This window comes from Alkalihalobacillus deserti (genome assembly GCF_020734105.1).
GTDB lineage: Bacteria > Bacillota > Bacilli > Bacillales > Bacillaceae_D > Halalkalibacter > Halalkalibacter deserti.
The window spans coordinates 41,004-58,177 of sequence record NZ_JAJAFR010000015.1 but is presented as its reverse complement, the minus strand read 5'-3'; the positions used below and the strand labels follow the sequence as shown (position 1 = coordinate 58,177).

Annotated in this window: 16 protein-coding genes; all 16 read right to left on the bottom strand. The window is 31.7% G+C overall.

Features of this window, described 5'->3' with window-relative positions; translation table 11 throughout:
• Window positions 1-7: 7 nt before the first annotated feature.
• Window positions 8-850, bottom strand: coding sequence for a dTDP-4-dehydrorhamnose reductase (gene rfbD, locus LDX58_RS19705; RefSeq protein ID WP_227938662.1), 843 nt, complete (start codon window positions 848-850; stop codon window positions 8-10).
• 3 nt (window positions 851-853) lie between these two features.
• Window positions 854-1,414, bottom strand: a complete 561-nt coding sequence (rfbC, locus tag LDX58_RS19700; protein WP_227938660.1) for a dTDP-4-dehydrorhamnose 3,5-epimerase — start codon at window positions 1,412-1,414, stop codon at window positions 854-856.
• The gene (gene rfbA, locus LDX58_RS19695; protein ID WP_227938708.1) at window positions 1,411-2,313 is read right to left on the bottom strand and encodes a glucose-1-phosphate thymidylyltransferase RfbA; all 903 of its coding nucleotides are present in this window, start codon (window positions 2,311-2,313) and stop codon (window positions 1,411-1,413) included. The genes rfbC and rfbA overlap by 4 nt, the downstream gene beginning before the upstream one ends.
• A 179-nt stretch (window positions 2,314-2,492) precedes the next feature.
• Window positions 2,493-3,920 (bottom strand): lipopolysaccharide biosynthesis protein, encoded by a 1,428-nt coding sequence (locus LDX58_RS19690; RefSeq protein ID WP_227938658.1) that lies wholly within the window; start codon window positions 3,918-3,920, stop codon window positions 2,493-2,495.
• Between the two features lie 15 nt (window positions 3,921-3,935).
• Window positions 3,936-5,069, bottom strand: a complete 1,134-nt coding sequence (gene rffA / locus LDX58_RS19685; protein WP_227938656.1) for a dTDP-4-amino-4,6-dideoxygalactose transaminase — start codon at window positions 5,067-5,069, stop codon at window positions 3,936-3,938.
• A gap of 4 nt (window positions 5,070-5,073) precedes the next feature.
• The gene (locus LDX58_RS19680; protein ID WP_227938654.1) at window positions 5,074-5,952 is read right to left on the bottom strand and encodes a methionyl-tRNA formyltransferase; all 879 of its coding nucleotides are present in this window, start codon (window positions 5,950-5,952) and stop codon (window positions 5,074-5,076) included.
• Between the two features lie 2 nt (window positions 5,953-5,954).
• Window positions 5,955-6,998: a TDP-N-acetylfucosamine:lipid II N-acetylfucosaminyltransferase family protein gene (locus tag LDX58_RS19675; protein WP_227938652.1), complete on the bottom strand. Its 1,044-nt coding sequence runs from the start codon at window positions 6,996-6,998 to the stop codon at window positions 5,955-5,957.
• Between the two features lie 263 nt (window positions 6,999-7,261).
• Window positions 7,262-8,665 (bottom strand): O-antigen polymerase, encoded by a 1,404-nt coding sequence (locus LDX58_RS19670; protein ID WP_227938650.1) that lies wholly within the window; start codon window positions 8,663-8,665, stop codon window positions 7,262-7,264.
• A 3-nt stretch (window positions 8,666-8,668) separates the two neighbouring features.
• Window positions 8,669-9,781, bottom strand: a complete 1,113-nt coding sequence (locus LDX58_RS19665) for a glycosyltransferase (protein ID WP_227938642.1) — start codon at window positions 9,779-9,781, stop codon at window positions 8,669-8,671.
• Window positions 9,782-9,836: 55 nt separating this feature from the next.
• The gene (locus LDX58_RS19660; RefSeq protein ID WP_227938636.1) at window positions 9,837-10,991 is read right to left on the bottom strand and encodes a glycosyltransferase; all 1,155 of its coding nucleotides are present in this window, start codon (window positions 10,989-10,991) and stop codon (window positions 9,837-9,839) included.
• Window positions 10,992-11,069: 78 nt separating this feature from the next.
• A complete protein-coding gene (locus tag LDX58_RS19655) occupies window positions 11,070-12,296 on the bottom strand; it encodes a glycosyltransferase (protein ID WP_227938634.1) in 1,227 nt (408 codons plus the stop codon).
• Between the two features lie 4 nt (window positions 12,297-12,300).
• Window positions 12,301-13,521, bottom strand: coding sequence for an ATP-grasp domain-containing protein (locus tag LDX58_RS19650; RefSeq protein WP_227938632.1), 1,221 nt, complete (start codon window positions 13,519-13,521; stop codon window positions 12,301-12,303).
• A 24-nt stretch (window positions 13,522-13,545) separates the two neighbouring features.
• Complete coding sequence (locus LDX58_RS19645) at window positions 13,546-14,061, bottom strand: GNAT family N-acetyltransferase (RefSeq protein ID WP_227938631.1); 516 nt, start codon at window positions 14,059-14,061, stop codon at window positions 13,546-13,548.
• Between the two features lie 51 nt (window positions 14,062-14,112).
• Window positions 14,113-14,721, bottom strand: a complete 609-nt coding sequence (locus LDX58_RS19640; RefSeq protein ID WP_227938629.1) for a sugar transferase — start codon at window positions 14,719-14,721, stop codon at window positions 14,113-14,115.
• A gap of 120 nt (window positions 14,722-14,841) precedes the next feature.
• The gene (locus LDX58_RS19635; protein ID WP_227938627.1) at window positions 14,842-16,074 is read right to left on the bottom strand and encodes a DegT/DnrJ/EryC1/StrS family aminotransferase; all 1,233 of its coding nucleotides are present in this window, start codon (window positions 16,072-16,074) and stop codon (window positions 14,842-14,844) included.
• A 567-nt stretch (window positions 16,075-16,641) separates the two neighbouring features.
• A complete protein-coding gene (locus LDX58_RS19630) occupies window positions 16,642-17,022 on the bottom strand; it encodes a prepilin-type N-terminal cleavage/methylation domain-containing protein (RefSeq protein WP_227938625.1) in 381 nt (126 codons plus the stop codon).
• Window positions 17,023-17,174 lie beyond the last annotated feature (152 nt).

Sequence of the window (17,174 nt, the reverse complement as noted above, 5' to 3'; positions counted from 1 at the left end):
TCACCTCTTAGGTTAATTCAGTTATATAATGTTCTAATGCATCCTGCCATTTTGGTAAAGGTTTAAATCCATTGTCAATTAGTTTTTGTTTACTCATACGGGAGTTCTTTGGCCGCATTGCTCGAGTCGGGTAATCTTCCGTAGTAATAAAATTTACTTTAACATCCTTATTAGTTTGTTTAAAAATTTCCATTGCAAATTCCGCCCAATTACAGAAACCTTCGTTAGATGCATGATATATTCCATACTTGTCACTTTGAACCATATCAATTAATAATCTGGCTAAATCAAATGTATAAGTTGGGGAACCAACTTGGTCTCCTACAACGTTCAATTGAGTTTTTGTTTCTGCTAATTTCAACATAGTTTTAACAAAGTTGTTTCCATTAATTCCAAAAACCCACGAAATCCGAACTATAAACCAGTCTTCAAGCATTTGTTCTACTATCTTTTCACCTTCGTACTTTGTTAGCCCATAGTAACATATAGGATCAGCTGTATCTGTCTCTACGAAGGGAGTTTCTCCTTCTCCATCAAACACATAATCAGTACTAATATATATAAACTTTGCATTTACTTCTTTAGCAGAACTAGCCAAGTATTTTGTACCTTTTACATTTACATTTTGACAAATTTCTTTTTCATCTTCCGCTTTATCCACTGCTGTATAGGCTGCACAATGAATAATTGCATCTGGCTTTACTTTTCTTACAAATCGATAAACATCTTCTTCATTAGTAATGTCTACTTCGTCTCTGCCAATACCATGTATATTAAAACCACATTTTAAGCCTTCACGTACAACATCATGTCCAAGTTGTCCACTATAGCCAGTCACTAAGATCTTCATCATTTACACTCCATAAACAAAATTGTTTTCAGCATCTTTTAACATCGGTGCTTTTTTGTCTTTTTCAGAAAGTATTGGTGAAATATCTACAGGCCACTCAATAGCAATCTCAGGATCGTTCCAAATTATCCCTCGATCATTCTCTGGAGAATACTTCTCATCGACTTTGTATTGAACTTCTACATCATCGGTTAACGTCATAAAGGCATGTGCAAAACCTTTCGGAACTAATAATTGCTTTTTATTTTCTTCGCTTAACTTGGTCCCAATCCATTGCCCATAAGTGGGACTCCCTTTACGAATATCTACTGCTACATCATAAATGGCTCCTTTTGTACATCGCACAAGCTTTGTTTGAGCCTTTGGGTTTAACTGGTAATGTAACCCTCTCAATGTACCTTTGACTGCTGAGAATGAATGATTGTCTTGAACAAAGTTCAAATTTATTCCTACTTCTTTATAATTGCTTTGGCTGAATGTTTCCATAAACCATCCACGATGATCACCATAGACCGTTGGTTCTACAATGAATACCCCATTTAAATTAGTTTCGGTAAATTTCAAGCAAGAACCTCCTCTTGTTGCAATACATTTTTATGTTGATTAGCCAATCTAATTAGATACTGTCCATATTCGTTTTTCTTAAGTGGATCAGCCAATTCTAATAATTGGCTTTTATTTATATACCCCTTTCTATAAGCTATTTCTTCTAAACAAGCAACTTTTAAACTCTGACGTTTTTCAACAGTTTCAATATATGTCGATGCATCAAGCAAAGATTCATGTGTCCCTGTATCGAGCCAAGCATATCCACGACCTAATAATTCAACATTTAGATCTTCTAATTCTAAATAGGCCTTATTAACATCTGTAATTTCTAATTCACCGCGCTCTGAAGGCTTGATCTGTTTAGCAATGTCTACCACTCTATTATCATAGAAGTAAAGCCCAGTAACGGCATACGTCGACTTTGGATCTTCGGGCTTCTCTTCTATTGAAATAGCTTTGCCCTCGTGATCAAACTCCACTACACCAAACCTCTGTGGGTCTTTCACATTATATCCAAAAACCGTGGCACCCTTGTCTCTTGACGCAGCATTCTCTAGCAACTTAGTAAAGCCATGTCCGTAAAAAATATTATCTCCTAGTATTAACGCAACACTATCATCACCAATAAAGTCCTCACCAATTAAAAAAGCCTGAGCTAGACCGTCAGGCGATTTTTGTACTGCATAGCTAAGATTAATTCCAATATCACTACCATTACCTAGAAGTTGCTCAAATCTTGGCGTATCTTGTGGAGTAGAGATTATTAGTATATCTCTAATACCAGCAAGCATTAAAACAGATAAAGGATAGTAAATCATTGGTTTGTCGTATATTGGCAGTAGTTGTTTGGAAATAGTTTTTGTTAAGGGATATAACCTCGTGCCACTACCTCCTGCTAAAATTATACCTTTCAACACAATCAACTCCTTTAATATTGTTAACAGTAAGTAAAAAAGCCTTTAAAGTATTAATTTGTAAATGGAATATCTTTTTCTATTTAGATCATAATTGAATGCAAAAATTTACTATAGTAGTCTGATTCCATTAAAGAATAAATGCTACGTTTCAGAACCACCGGCTGAAAAGATATCTTTTATTCTGATGAACCCCTTTTACGTAGTTTAATAAAATTCCTCATATCACTTGAATAAATAAGAATGATTAAACCCATTGCCAATAAACCAATGATCTGTTCATCAAGCGGTTGGATAGGTGATAGCGTATAGCTAGCAAAAACCAATAACACTGCTGTTGATGTATAAACTTTAACTAGTCCATAATCCACTTTATAATAATGTAGAGAGATAACCGTTCTTAGAGTAAAAAATAAAATATAGCAAATCCCCGTCGAAATAGAAGCACCTATTCCTCCGTATTTAGGGACTAGCAACCAATTCCCTATAATATTCACAATACAGACAAAAATTGCTATTAAAATATGCCACTTTACCTTTTTATGAAAATTAATTCCTATTACTGTAGTCTCTGAAATTGTATACATAATCGGTATAAATACTAAAAACGGGAGCATTAAACTTGATCCACCATAGCTTCCACCTAATAACATAATAATGATATCTTTCATCATAATAACCATTATGGCTACCATCATCATCAAAAAGCTAACAAGCTTGGAAACATTCGCATAAAAAGAAGTATTTGTAGGATCTTTTTGATATGTTTCATAAGCAACTGGAGTCCAAAAAGTAGTGAAAGCCATCTTCATAATAGCGAGCAAACCAATAATTTTAAATGCCGCAGCATATAGCCCTAACTCATTAAAATTAGACCACTGGCGAATAGCAAACTTATCAAAACCTTCAAAAATCCACATTACAGCTGTTGTAAAAACTAGTGGATAACTAAAAGAAAAAATTTCAAATTTAGAATGATAAGAACCCACAACATGTAGATTGCTTAATCTCCAATAACCTTTTTGTGAATAAATCAGAAAAATAAGAAGAACAATAAAGCTAATAACGGTTGAATAAATCAAAATTTCATAAGTTTTACCAAATATAAAATAAAAAGTTACAACCCCAACTAGAATAATAACTTTGTTTAATATTTCAAGCATTGAATAAATATTTCCTTTTTGTTGCATCCTAATTACTAACGTTCCAAAACGATATAATACTTGAACTAAAATAGCTATTAGGAGAACAATAAAGGTCATTACACTATATTCAGAAAATAAAAAGTTAAGTAAATCAATTCGAATCACAACAACAAGAAGCAGAACCGGGACTAGTATAATGAATGATACTTTTAAACAATTATATAATAAAGCGCCTCGTTTATTTTCCTTCTCTTCATAAAAGAAACGAACAAATGCTTGATCTGTACCAAAAACTGCGAGGATCATTGCTATACTTACAAACAATGTAAACATAGAAGCTTTACCAAACTCTTCGGGTTGCAGTAATCTTGTTGTGACCATAGTCGTAATGAATGCAATTGCAGCACCGATCACACTTCCGTATGAAAAAGAGAGGAATTTTTTTATGAGTTTATTATGCATAAATATAAATCTCTATCATGAGATATAAAACTCATTTATTAATTTAGATATTTTTAAAACTTCAGACTCCTTTAAGCAATAATACATCGGTAGTCTCAATAATCGTTCACTCTCAACTGTAGTATAGCGATCCTCTCCGTGAAAAACACCATAAACTAAGCCCGCATCAGCAGAATGAAGTGGAACATAATGAAATACTGATAGAACTTCGTTTTCTTTTAGATACTCAATTAGTTTAGACCTTTCCTCAATATTGCGACACTTGATGTAAAACATATGTGCATTTTGTTCACAACCTCCTGGTATAACTGGTAGCTCTATGAAACCTTGTTCAGCTAAATTCTTTAAACAGTTATAATATAACTCCCAGCTTTTTAAACGATCGTTATTGATTGTGTTTGCTTCTTCTAACTGAGCTAACAAATATGCTGCATTTAACTCACTTGGAAGGTAGGAACTACCGATATCCACCCACGTATACTTATCAACTTGCCCACGAAAGAATTTACTACGATTTGTTCCTTTTTCTCGGATAATTTCTGCACGCTCTTTGAACTTCTCGTTTTGAATAAGGAGAGCACCGCCTTCACCCATAGAATAATTTTTTGTTTCATGAAAGCTGAAGCAACCAAGGTCACCAATAGTTCCTAACGCCTTGCCATTATAAGTCGACATCACTCCTTGTGCCGCATCCTCAATTACATAAAGGTTATAACGCTTGGCAATGTCCATGATCATATCCATTTCACAAGCAATACCAGCATAATGGACAGGGATAATAGCTTTCGTTTTTTCAGTGATAGCAGCTTCAATTAACAATTCATCTATATTCATCGTATCCGGTCGAATGTCAACAAAGACAATTTTTGCTCCGCGAAGAACGAAGGCATTCACTGTCGAGACAAAAGTGTAAGATGGAGCTATTACTTCATCTCCAGGCTGTATATCGATCAAAATTGCAGCCATTTCTAACGCATGTGTACAAGATGTAGTAAGAAGAGCTTTGGAGGTATCAAAGTTTTCTTCAAACCATTCATGACAACGCTTTGTAAAAGGACCATCGCCACTTAGTTTTTGATGATTTTCTATTGCTTGTTGTATATATTGAATTTCTCTACCGACCACAGGTGGTTTATTAAACGGAATCATAATATTATTTCACTCCAAATCTACTTCTAAATTTCTTTAATGGAAGAATAGGATTATTGTCTTTGTCGTATGCACCTCTGATTTTAATTAACCCTTCACCACATACTACAACTGGAAATCCATTAGATAAAAAAATAACCTTCCCAAAATCTCTGTTTTCAATCATAACGTCATTAACTTCCTCAGCTTCAGTAATCGTAATTAATTTACCATTAAAATATGATTTTGCCCCCAAATATGGAAATGCTAAAGCATCGATTGTTCGTATAATAGTAGATGAATCTTTAGACCAATCAATAAGGTAATCTAATTCATCTCGCCATAAACTGTAAGTAGCTTGGTTATGATTTTGCGGTGACCCTACTAAACATCCATCAACTAGTAACTTTTGAAAAATTGAAATAACCAGACATGAATACAAGGCTGATACTTTATCAATAGCTTCATGTATCTTAATCGGATATTCTATTTTAACTTTTCTCTGTTCAATAATGTCGCCTTCATCATAATTGTCAGAAGCACACAATGCCGTAACACCTATTTCCTTTTCACCGTTTATTAACATATTTACAAGCGGTGAAAAGCCTCTGTATTTGGGAAGAATTGAATCATGCATAACAATTAGCTTTGAAGTGTCTCGAATTAACCATCTCCATCCAATAGCAACTTTATAGCCCGAATATTTTGGAATATTATCTTTTCTATCAAAAACTACAATACTATGACTATGGCAAAGGTTTTTTATTTCATTATAGTAATCCTTTTCTACATGTTCGTCTCGAGATAGTACAACATATTCGACTGAAGAAGAATTGAATTTATTAAGAAAATCTACAATTGCTGAATAACCCTTATGATTCATTAAATAAAAAGCGAGCTTCAATTTTATTCAATCCCTTCAAATATATTCTTCCAGTCATTTACAAGCTTTTTTTTCGAAAATTGTTCCATCATTTTTTTTTGATTATTATCCTTAATTTCCTGAGGCAATGGTTTAAATAGACTTTGAAGTTCATTAGTACTAAAAACTTTTAACCCATGCTCTTCACAAAATCGCCAAGTAGTTATATCATTGCGAATATAAACTTTCTTTCCTAAACTAAGCAGTGTTGTTATATTCCCCACTGCTTGCTGTCTCTTATGATTAAAAATCGCAATATCAATTCTAGCTAATGTTTCAAGGTATTGCTTAAATGGTATAAACTCGGTAAGTGGTTGGAACTTATCTCCAAACATTTCTTTACCTTTATCTATCACAAATCTAGCGTAATTTGGATCTCCATAAGATAGAGGGCAAATAATTTCAAAATTCTTGTCTGGTAACAGGGCTAGCTTTTCAAAAATTTCAATATGGTTATTCGATGGATCAGCGGAATTACCAATTTGAATAATGCGTTTAGTATTCTTTAATTCATTTGTTAATTTATAATCTTTATAAAGGTTGCTAGGATACATAAAACAGTAGTGATAATCACCTTTTGTACCATACCATTTCTTAGCTAAATCGTAGTCTCCTTCTATATGAGTTATAAATCCACTAATATTTTTAATAACTGTTTTTCTCACAATCTCAAATGCCCAATTTTTAAAAGTCTTATCTTTAAAGTTATAATAATAAAGGTCGCTCCCCCAAATTACCCAATGGCTCTTTCTCAAAACCCAAGGTAACATAAACAATACTTTTACTAGGTTAGGATTGCTTAACCCATGAATTATAAGTTTATCACACCTATTCATCTTACTTATAAGAGTTCTAACACTTTTTATATCTTTAGTTAGTTGTAAAACATTCTGACCTGATTTAATTTCAAACCCTTTATTATCTCCAATTATCAAAAAAAAATGATCTGAATAATCAAAATTCAGATCCATAAATTCTATATATTGATTAACAAATTTCTCATTGTTGAATACATGTAAAACCTTCAAAGTCCTCACCCTTCCATATTGGGATATTCTCAGTAATAGCTTTCTTAGAGAACGAGACAAGTTTCCTACCACCCTAATTTAAAAGCAGATATCTTAATTGCCCTTTAAAATAGATAGGTGAGCGTAAGGATAAAATACTCCCTGGATAAATACACCTGTATAGATAATTCCTTCTTATTATGAATTTTTTCTATATGTTTTATAAATTTCTCTTAACATTTATAGATGCACTTTTTTAATTATAATTTTAGTAAATAGTATTTCTATTTATTTGAATTCAATATAGTCTCATTTACTCTATTAGAAAAAGCCTGAGACGGTTTTCGACTTTTAGCTAATCTAATTCCAAATACAAAGTCTAAGAAATATACTAGAGTAAAAATACCAACAACCCATAATATTTTTGCTTGTGCCGAAGTTGAGAATATACTAAATACCGATTGAATAATTAGGACATAAAAAACTAAACCCATTATACCACCAGCATTTTCAATTTTTTTAACTACAAATTTACTATAAACTCTCCTTACTATAAATCCTGTCAAAAATCCCATCAATATAACACCTATCCAGCCAAAATTAAAAAATGCTTCTCCGTATGGTCCTGCAGGCATACCATAACTGGTAGACCCAGTTAGTTCATATGCTATTAATACTGTTCCATCAATAATCTCTGGCTTATTGTCCCAAATACTTCTTGGTATTGGGGCATAAATAATATTAATTAATGGTTTGCCATATTGGAAATCTACATTACCATTCAATAATGATTCAATTAAAAGTGGGACAGTATTAGCCCTAGACGTAGCACTAGCTGCATTAGTAATAAGACCCCACATACTATCTATAGAAAAATGCGATTGACTTGCTTTACGTAAGACACCTATAGCCTCTACAAATATTAAACCTATTCCCCCTAGTAACGATAGCTGCCAAAGTTTAAACCTTCTAACTTTATAGTGGTATAACATCAAATAAGGCAAAACTGTTCCTAAAATTACATTAGCTCGACCACCAAAAAATGTTAACATAACACCTGTACCTATTAAGATTAACATTGAAGTTTTTTTATAGCCGCCATATAGTAGTAATAGAGCTGCAATACCACCTAACCCAACAACTTGCCTAAGATAACCAAACCCAGAATAGGCTACTGTCGTATTAGTCATAGCATTTAACATCCCTTGAAAACCTCCCATAATTGACATACTATAAACAAAGCCTAATAAAACTGTACTTAATATCACTATTGATATTTTTATAGGGTTGTTAATTTTAGGAAGTGTCGCTTTGTTAGCAGTAATTTTTATTGTTTCTCTAGAAGCTAAAAGATACCCTAAGTAGACAAATAAATACCAACAAATAAATACCATTAATGAATATACAATTATATAGTTGGGATATTGACTTCCAATCAGGTCTTTATTTAAAAAATCTATAATTGCTAATAAGGTAGAAGTTGCAAGAATAATAAAAGGATGAAAAATATCTTTCAATAGAAATATAGGTAAAATAATAAGTAAAAAACAAATTAAAACAAACAACCCTACAACAGAAACTGAGTAATCATATGCTACTATAACTGCGATACATATAAGTACAGAACAAAATAACCCAATGACTATTCTGGGCAAACTTATTTTAAATTCTTTTTCATGTAAATTCATTTTTCACACCTTACCGTCAATGACTTTGGTAAACAACTTCTCATATTGTTTAACTATTTCTTCACTATTAAAATCACAAGCTCTCTCTAATCCTTTGTTAGAGTAATATAAGCGCCTTTCATCATCCTCTAATAGAGTAATTATTTTCATTGCTATATCCTGATAATTTTCTACTTCTGCTAAAATACCATATTGATCATTTTTAATTATTTCATTCGGCCCAGATTTGCAATTAGTAACTATAACAGGTGTACCTACTGCCATAGCTTCAACTATCACATGCCCAAAACCTTCCCATTTCGACGTTAATACAAATAGGTCTGATAAATTGACATATTTCTGTGGGTTTTCTTTAAACCCCAGAAATAGCACTTTCTCAGCGATATCCAACTCTTCACATAATCTCTTTAATTGTTTTTCTTGCGAACCTTTACCTAATATTATAAGCTTGGAATCAACTTTCTTAACTACTAAGCTAAATGCCCTAATCAGTGTTGAAAAATCTTTTTGTTCTTCTAATCTACCTACGGAAATAATTAGCTTTTGACTTGGATCTATATCTATATCTTCAATACCTTCATCTTTTACTTTGTTGATATAACCAATATCAACAGGGTTATAAATTACTTTAATTTTGTCTTTATTGACTTCAAAATTTTCAATCAAATCTTCTCTAACACCTTGAGAGAGTGCTACGACCTTATCTGAGATATTATAAAAAACTTTTGTCATAAATTTATTAAGCCATGTAACACTCCCCGATTCAGTCCTGTTATTAGCCTCCCTTATTATTACAGGAGTTTTTTTCAAACTAATTATCTTTGATAATATAACCATTAAATTATTCGGATTCATAGTGGTAAAGATTAAATTGGGCTCTTCTTCAATGATTGATTTTCTTAATTTAAACAGGCAATATCTCAACTTATTACAATTTAAAAATTTCACTGTAATATGTTTGGAAATTAGGTTTAAATATTCATTATTTTTATCATTACCAAGGACTAGTACTACATCGTATTTATTTTCATCTAATTTGTTTACAATATTTACAACTGTTCTCTCTGCTCCTCCACCATTTAACTTAAATAAAAAGAATAACACCTTTTTTTTCAATATATTTAAACCCCCATTATCCTTTTTAATCGTTCAACATCTCTATCTCAATAGATTATAATAAATCTTTAATTTGATTATTTATATTCTTCTCAAAAATTTCCTTATCAAAGAACTTATCAAACAATACTCGAGAGTTTTTTTTCATCTTTATAATATCATTTATACTTTTGGTTGCAATTTCATCTACTAAAGTTTTTAAATTATCAGGATTATAGTTTATACCAGCCTCATAATCTTCAATTAAATTCCAAGTATCTTCTTTACAAGAGTTAATTAAAGCTAATCCATAATCCATATAATCAATACTTTTATATGACAAACCTACAGATGTTTCTTTTTTAAAGCCATTGAAACCAAAATCACAAATCTCCATAATTTTTTGTTTTTCTGACTCATTGTAAATTTTCCCATAGTATTTGAAGTTTAATTTCTTTGATTTTAGTTTATCTATTAACCACTTCCTTTTAACACCATCTCCAATAATATGCAATTTGTAGTCTATGTTTCTTTTATTTAACTCCTCACAGATATAAATAATTGATTCAAAATCATAGATGTGGCCTATAGACCCTAAGTACAATATATTAATGCTATTATTGTGGAGTGCATTATACGAAGTAAGAGCTGTACTAGACTGTTTAGTCAAATAAACTGTAGTTGTTTTTGGAAGATATACCTCTTTTATAATTTTCTTATAATAATTACACTCCAAAATTACCTTATTTGCATTTTTTATTGTAACTTCTCTAATTTTTTTCCACCAATATAGACCAAAAAAGTCTCCAACAGTTTTTAATCTCTCATTTAATGGTAGTGATTCAGGGTGTAGATCTACGACATCAACTACACAGGGGATGCCTAATTTATTGCATAATTTGCTTACAAAAAAGCCACTACTATTTGCTGGAATTATCACATAAACTAGATCGGGATTTAGTTTTTTAATTTCTTTATTTAATTTTACTCCAAAGATTAAAGTAGAAACCATACGCATTATTGATAGATTCTTTTTATAACTTGGTACATGAATGCTTTTATAATCAGAGTTATCGTAAGTAATATGTTTTTTTGAATAATGGTCGAAATCCGCGTATAATATATTTGTTTCATATTTTTTACATAGTGCCTTATAAACTACAAAAGCCCGAACAGTGTTATTCGGACTAAATACATATGATATAACTAATACCTTCTTTTTATCATTCATTTGCGACTTCCTAACAATTATTTTTAGCTAATTTATTCTCAATTAATTTTCTTTAAGCAATATTTTTAACAGAAAAAATTAGTTGTTTATCAAATTTTTGTTGAGTGCAAGATTATATAACTTTGTATAAAATCTATTTCTACGTGGTGTTAATACAGCTTCTTCATATTCTTTAGATTTATTATAGTTATCTTGAGCTGCTTTTTCCCTTACACTTGGATTATCTATTAAATATTCAACTATTTGTGCAATTTCTTCAGGAGAATTATTTGGAGCTAAGAATTTTGAATTAAGCAACTCTGGAATACCATCTACTGGACTTGATACACATGGTAATCTATTTGCCATTGCTTCAATTAATGATCTTGGTAATCCTTCAGACATAGTTGGAAATAAGAACATATCAGATGCCAATAATTCTTTTTGAACTTCACTATATCCATAAAGATTGCCTACAAATTTAACATTCTCATTAATCCCTAGCTTCTTTGCATAATCTTTAAATGATTCTAATAAGTCGCCTGAACCTATAAATTTCACATTAACTATATACCCTCTTTTTAAAAGAACATTTAAAGTATCTAATACTGTAATATGCCCTTTTGTGGTTCCGTCCATATAACCAGTATGGCAAATAGTAAAAATTGAATTTTGAGGTTTCTGCTTTTTCTTTGAGCAAAAATGTGAGCTTTTTAAGTTAATAGTTGAATAGGAATCTTCAAAGAATCTTTCAGATTCGCCATACACTTCAGCACGACAAGGATACTCTTTCTGTAGAGCATGTTCTGTTACATACGAAACTCCATTAGCGGACATACAAACATTTTTTGCATGCTTAATCCAAACTAATTGTATAAATCGATATGCAATACGTTTTAAAATGCTTTTTTCTGTAGTTGCGTTTAGAGCTGTTCTTGGATTAGCGGCCATTTCTACAGCAAAAGGTGTATTTTCTTTTTTCAAAGCAGATAGTGAAATAAAAGAAGTTGGACTGGGTGCTCTTAACAAGACAGCATCACAGTCCTTAATAGCACTATTAACAATTCCTCTTGTCACTAAATACTTAAAGGCCATTTCTAAAGGACCTTTGAAATCTGGTAACTTCACAAATGAAACATTTTCACCATCAACACGTAACCTTCTATTAATAGAAGTATCAGTAGTTTTAAACCTTCCACAAACAACTACTTCTTCAAATACATTTAAATATCTTTTTATAAAATTGTAATCAACAACCCGTTCACAATATACTGCCCCATCAGAATCTTGAAAGAATCGATGTTCTAATACTACAAGTAATTTCATATATTCAAGTCCTTTCATATATTTCAGGCTTTTGTATATCAATGTATAGCCTCTTTCTAGCTTTTTCACAAACATCTATTGCTTCAGTCGCTGTATTTGCCTTTGCAATAACATATCCTAATCTATCTACACTACTAGAGATTTCAACAACTTTATCATTGATATTTTTCATGAAATAAATTTCCTCTACACCTGGTATTTTCTTGGCATCATCAAGTCCCTTAATATTTCGTATTATACCTTCACCTTGGTTAAAATATTGTATTGCAGAACCCATTTCAACTCTACTATTTAAAAATGGCTTTTTACCCATTGCTATTTCAATACAACACCTAACCATATCTACTCCTGTTGAAAGAGGTACTAAATGTGTTGTGATATTATCTCCTCCCAACCTAGCACCTAATTCTACAATTTTAGGACCGTCTTCTGTAATGATAACTTCTGTATGAGAAGGACCAGTTGTAAGTCCTACAGCATTTAATGCTTCACTAACAACTTTTTCTATTTCCGCTTTTGTTTGATTAGACAATTGTGAAGGTATAGAATGTCCCATTTCTACAAATTTAGGGGGACCAGTTGTCACTTTGTCTGTAATTGCAATAATATGATTGTTCCCATCAAAACTTAAAGTTTCAACACTTACCTCCCGCCCGTTCATAAATTCTTCTACTACTATTTCACCGCTATGAGAATTTTCTTTACTATAATTGAATGCATAAGCAATATTCTCTTTGTTATTAATATCTTCTATCAAAAATATCCCACGACTCCCCGAATTATCAGCAGGCTTTACAATAAATCTGTTTTTAAAACTCTTAACAGCGCTAATATATTCACTCCATGTTTCAATTTTAAAAAATGCAGGTACAGGAACATCCTTTTCCCTCAACACTTTTCTCATTTCAGCTTTATTTGTTACATTAATAGCTGTTTCTCTATTTATGCCAATTATATTTAATTCTTCTGATACAGCCGCCACCGTACGCATTGGTTTATCACTCGCAAGAGTAAAAATACCATTAATTTCAAACTCTTTTGCGGCTTGAATCACTTTAGGAATGTCTACCGTACTGATATTAAGACAAACATCTGAATGTTTAAACCCAATAGCATTTTTATCCATATCTACAGCTATAACTTGTAACCCCATGCTTTTAGATTTTAATATGGCAGGAAGTTGTAATATACTTGCTCCAAGAATCATAATTTTTTTATTTACCATTGTACAACTCCTTTTTAGTATAGATTACCCCTTGTTAATTAATGCCATTAATACAATATCATGATAGGTACCAGATTTAAAAAGACTTTCTTTCATAACGCCCTCTTTTTTAAAACCAGCTTTTTCATATGAACTTATTGCTCGTTCATTATAAGAAAAAACCGATAAATAAATCCTATGAAAATTTAATTCATTAAAAACAAATTTTGCTATTAAGCTAGTAGCCTCTGTTCCTAGCCCCTTTCCCCAATAATTTTCATCCCCTATATAAATATATAGCTCAGTATTTCTATTAATAAAGTCCATGTTTTTTAAACCTATAATACCAATTAGTTGGCTATTCGGCTTATCCTGTATCCCGAATATTTTTCCTTTATTATCCAATATTTTGTTCTTAAACCATGTTTCATGCTCAATTTCTGAAACTGGATAAAGTGTGCCAGTTAAATACTTCAATTTTGGATTATTAACCCATTCAAGTATTTGTTCAAAATCTTTTTGATTAAGCGCTCTTAGTGTAACTTTTTCACCAACAATCATATAAACATCTCCAATATATTATTCTCCATAGCGAGTACATTGAATTTTATATTAATTTTTTACAACTGGTTTTTTTGCATTATTTATATTTTTCCGTGCTAAAACATTTTTAATAGTTATAAATAATATTTTAAAATCCATGTTAAATGAAATGTTGTCTACATAAAAAATATCATTCTTAAACTTTTCACTTTGAGAGTTTGAATTTCTATAATAAGCTTGGTTATACCCCGTTATCCCTGGTCTGACAGTTAATTTTTTCCTTTCCACATCACTATATATATTTAAAGCTTCAGGTAAATCGGGTCTTGGTCCGATTAAACTCATATCACCTTTTATTACATTCAACAATTGTGGTAATTCATCAATGCTTGCCTTACGAATAATCTTCCCTATTTTTGTAACTCTCATATCACATTCAGAATTAAAAGTAGAACCATCTTCATTTCTTATATCAGGAGCATTACTTTTCATAGAACGGAATTTGTACATTTTGAATACTTTACCATTTCTACCTAGTCTGTTAGCGTTATAAAAAATAGGACCTCTATCCTCGAAGTGAATTAATAGTGCTACTAACAAAAAAAGCGGTGAAATGAGGATAAATCCGAAAACTGACAAAAGAATATCTATTAATCTCTTATATAACTTTATATACATATTTACAGCTCACTTTCGGTTGTACTATTTATAGAATGAATTTGTTTTAAAGTCACTAATCACCTAATTTGAATACTAGTATTCATTTTCCATAATTTCGAGTTCATTTAAACTTTGACATCATTTATAAACTTTTAAATCTCCTACTACAATTTCCTTCAATTTTTCAATTACATACTCAACATCTTCATCACTCATTATAGTATTTAAGGGAAGTGTAATCTCATTTTCATACATACCATAAGCATTTGGATAGTTTTTAATATCAAACCCTAAATTTTTATAAGCCGTAAACATCGGAAGTGGTTTATAGTGAACATTACTTGCCACTCCTGCTTCAGCTAAAATATAAATTATTTCATTTCTTTCAGCTTCTCCTATTCCGGGAATCCTCGCCAAATAAAGATGCCCTGATGAGGAATAGTCATGAGCATAATGCTGTATGGTTTTAATACCTAATGGTAAAAGTGCTTTATCATACATCTCAATAATTTCTCTACGTCTATTCATCAAATCTTCATATCTATTTAACTGAATTAAACCAATACCAGCCATTACATCAGTCATATTACATTTATAAGCTGGATATACAATGTCATATTCCCATGCACCTATTTTCGTTTTCGCTAGTGCATCTTTCGATTGCCCATGCAAACTATAGAGCATATACTGTTTATATAGCCATTCCTCATCTAGACCTTCAATACTTTGCCACACAACTGCTCCACCTTCAGCAGTTGTCAAATTCTTTACCGCATGAAAAGAAAAGCAGGTAAAGTCTGCTACTTGCCCACATTTTAAACCTTTTCTTTCAGCTCCAAAAGCATGGGCTGCATCAGTCATTACTATTACTCTATTAAATAACTTTTGAAGGTCATTTTTTGCTTTAAATAGTTCTTTTTTATTTTCAACTATTTTATAAATTTCATCGTAATCACACATCTTCCCAGCAATATCTACAGGAATTATAGCCTTCGTCTTCTCTGTGATCGCGTCTGCAAGCTTTGAATAGTCCATTTCAAAGGAGTCTGGTGCGGTATCAACTAGTACTATTTTGGCACCTACATGATCTATAATTGAAGCAGACGCCGTGTAAGTATAGGCTGATGTTATTACTTCATCACCCGGTCCAATTCCTAAAATGCGTAAAGTAAGTTCCATCGCTGCTGTAGCTGAATTTAAACAAACAGCTTTATTCGTTCCGACATATTCAGCTATTCTCTTTTCAAATTCTTTTGTTCTAGGTCCAGTTGTAATCCATCCAGACTTTAATGCTTTTATGACTTCTTCAATTTCCGCATCTGTAATGTCCGGCGGAGAGAAAGGGATATTTCTAACTTTAGTGTCATTCATCTTAGTTTTCCTCACTTTATCGAAAGATTAGGTTTCATATACATTTAGTAACTTAGTACTTAACTAGAAGACTTTCCAACTAACTACTAACCTACCAAACCCATCTATTATCAATACCCACCTCGTAATATCTATTCAATCTACCTAACAAATACGAAATAGATATTCACTTCAAAACCAACCTTAACCGAGTTTCTTCCTATTATATATACCATTCAATCAATCTATAATTCTCACTAAAAACGTCTAAAACCCTTATCCCACAAGGCTTTCAGCATGTCATCTATTCACGATAGTCAGTTCCTAATGTACATTCAATCAACTTTCAGAATATTCACACTCAAAAAGCCCGTCAAATCAACGTTTTTAGCACCTATATTTTTACAAATGACCTTTTTATCTACTCCATAGTGACCCCAAGGCAAGTATGTACATTAGATACAATCCATATATTGTATCTTTTATTGATTTTCCACTAAAAATCACACAACATATAGTGGTCATCTACTCACCATTCTGACTTCCCCACTCCCCATTCAATCATTCACCTAAAATAAACATCATCAATCAAAAAAACGGAACCCCTTCATCTTCATCTTCATCACTTGACTGCACATTACATATAACTTTCCCATCAACATAGGATAGATCACAATCATCACATATATTTTCACCATAATCCAGCAAATATTGAGTAAAAACAACATCTGAATGGTCAATATTCTCCAAAACCAGATAAGATTCGTACATTCTTTCCAGCTGGATCACATTCACATCACAAACATCCTGCTCCGCTTTTTCAACCAACCCGAAAAATGTTGGAACAACAATTGCAGCAAGTATTCCCAAGATGAGAACAACCAACAAAACTTCAATTAAAGTAAGACCTTTATCACTAAGTCTTTTACTTAAGATGTCAGTGTACTTAATAATAGTAAGTCTGTCCATTGCCAATAACCACCTTTAAAAGTAGATTAAGGGCCTTAGCAAACTGACGGTTCTTAGTTGTAATGATGTAGCCCATTTTCACCTGTACTTTTTAACCTATATGAAACAACAATCTGTATTCTTTGTTAACCCCAGACATATAAAAAGAAGGA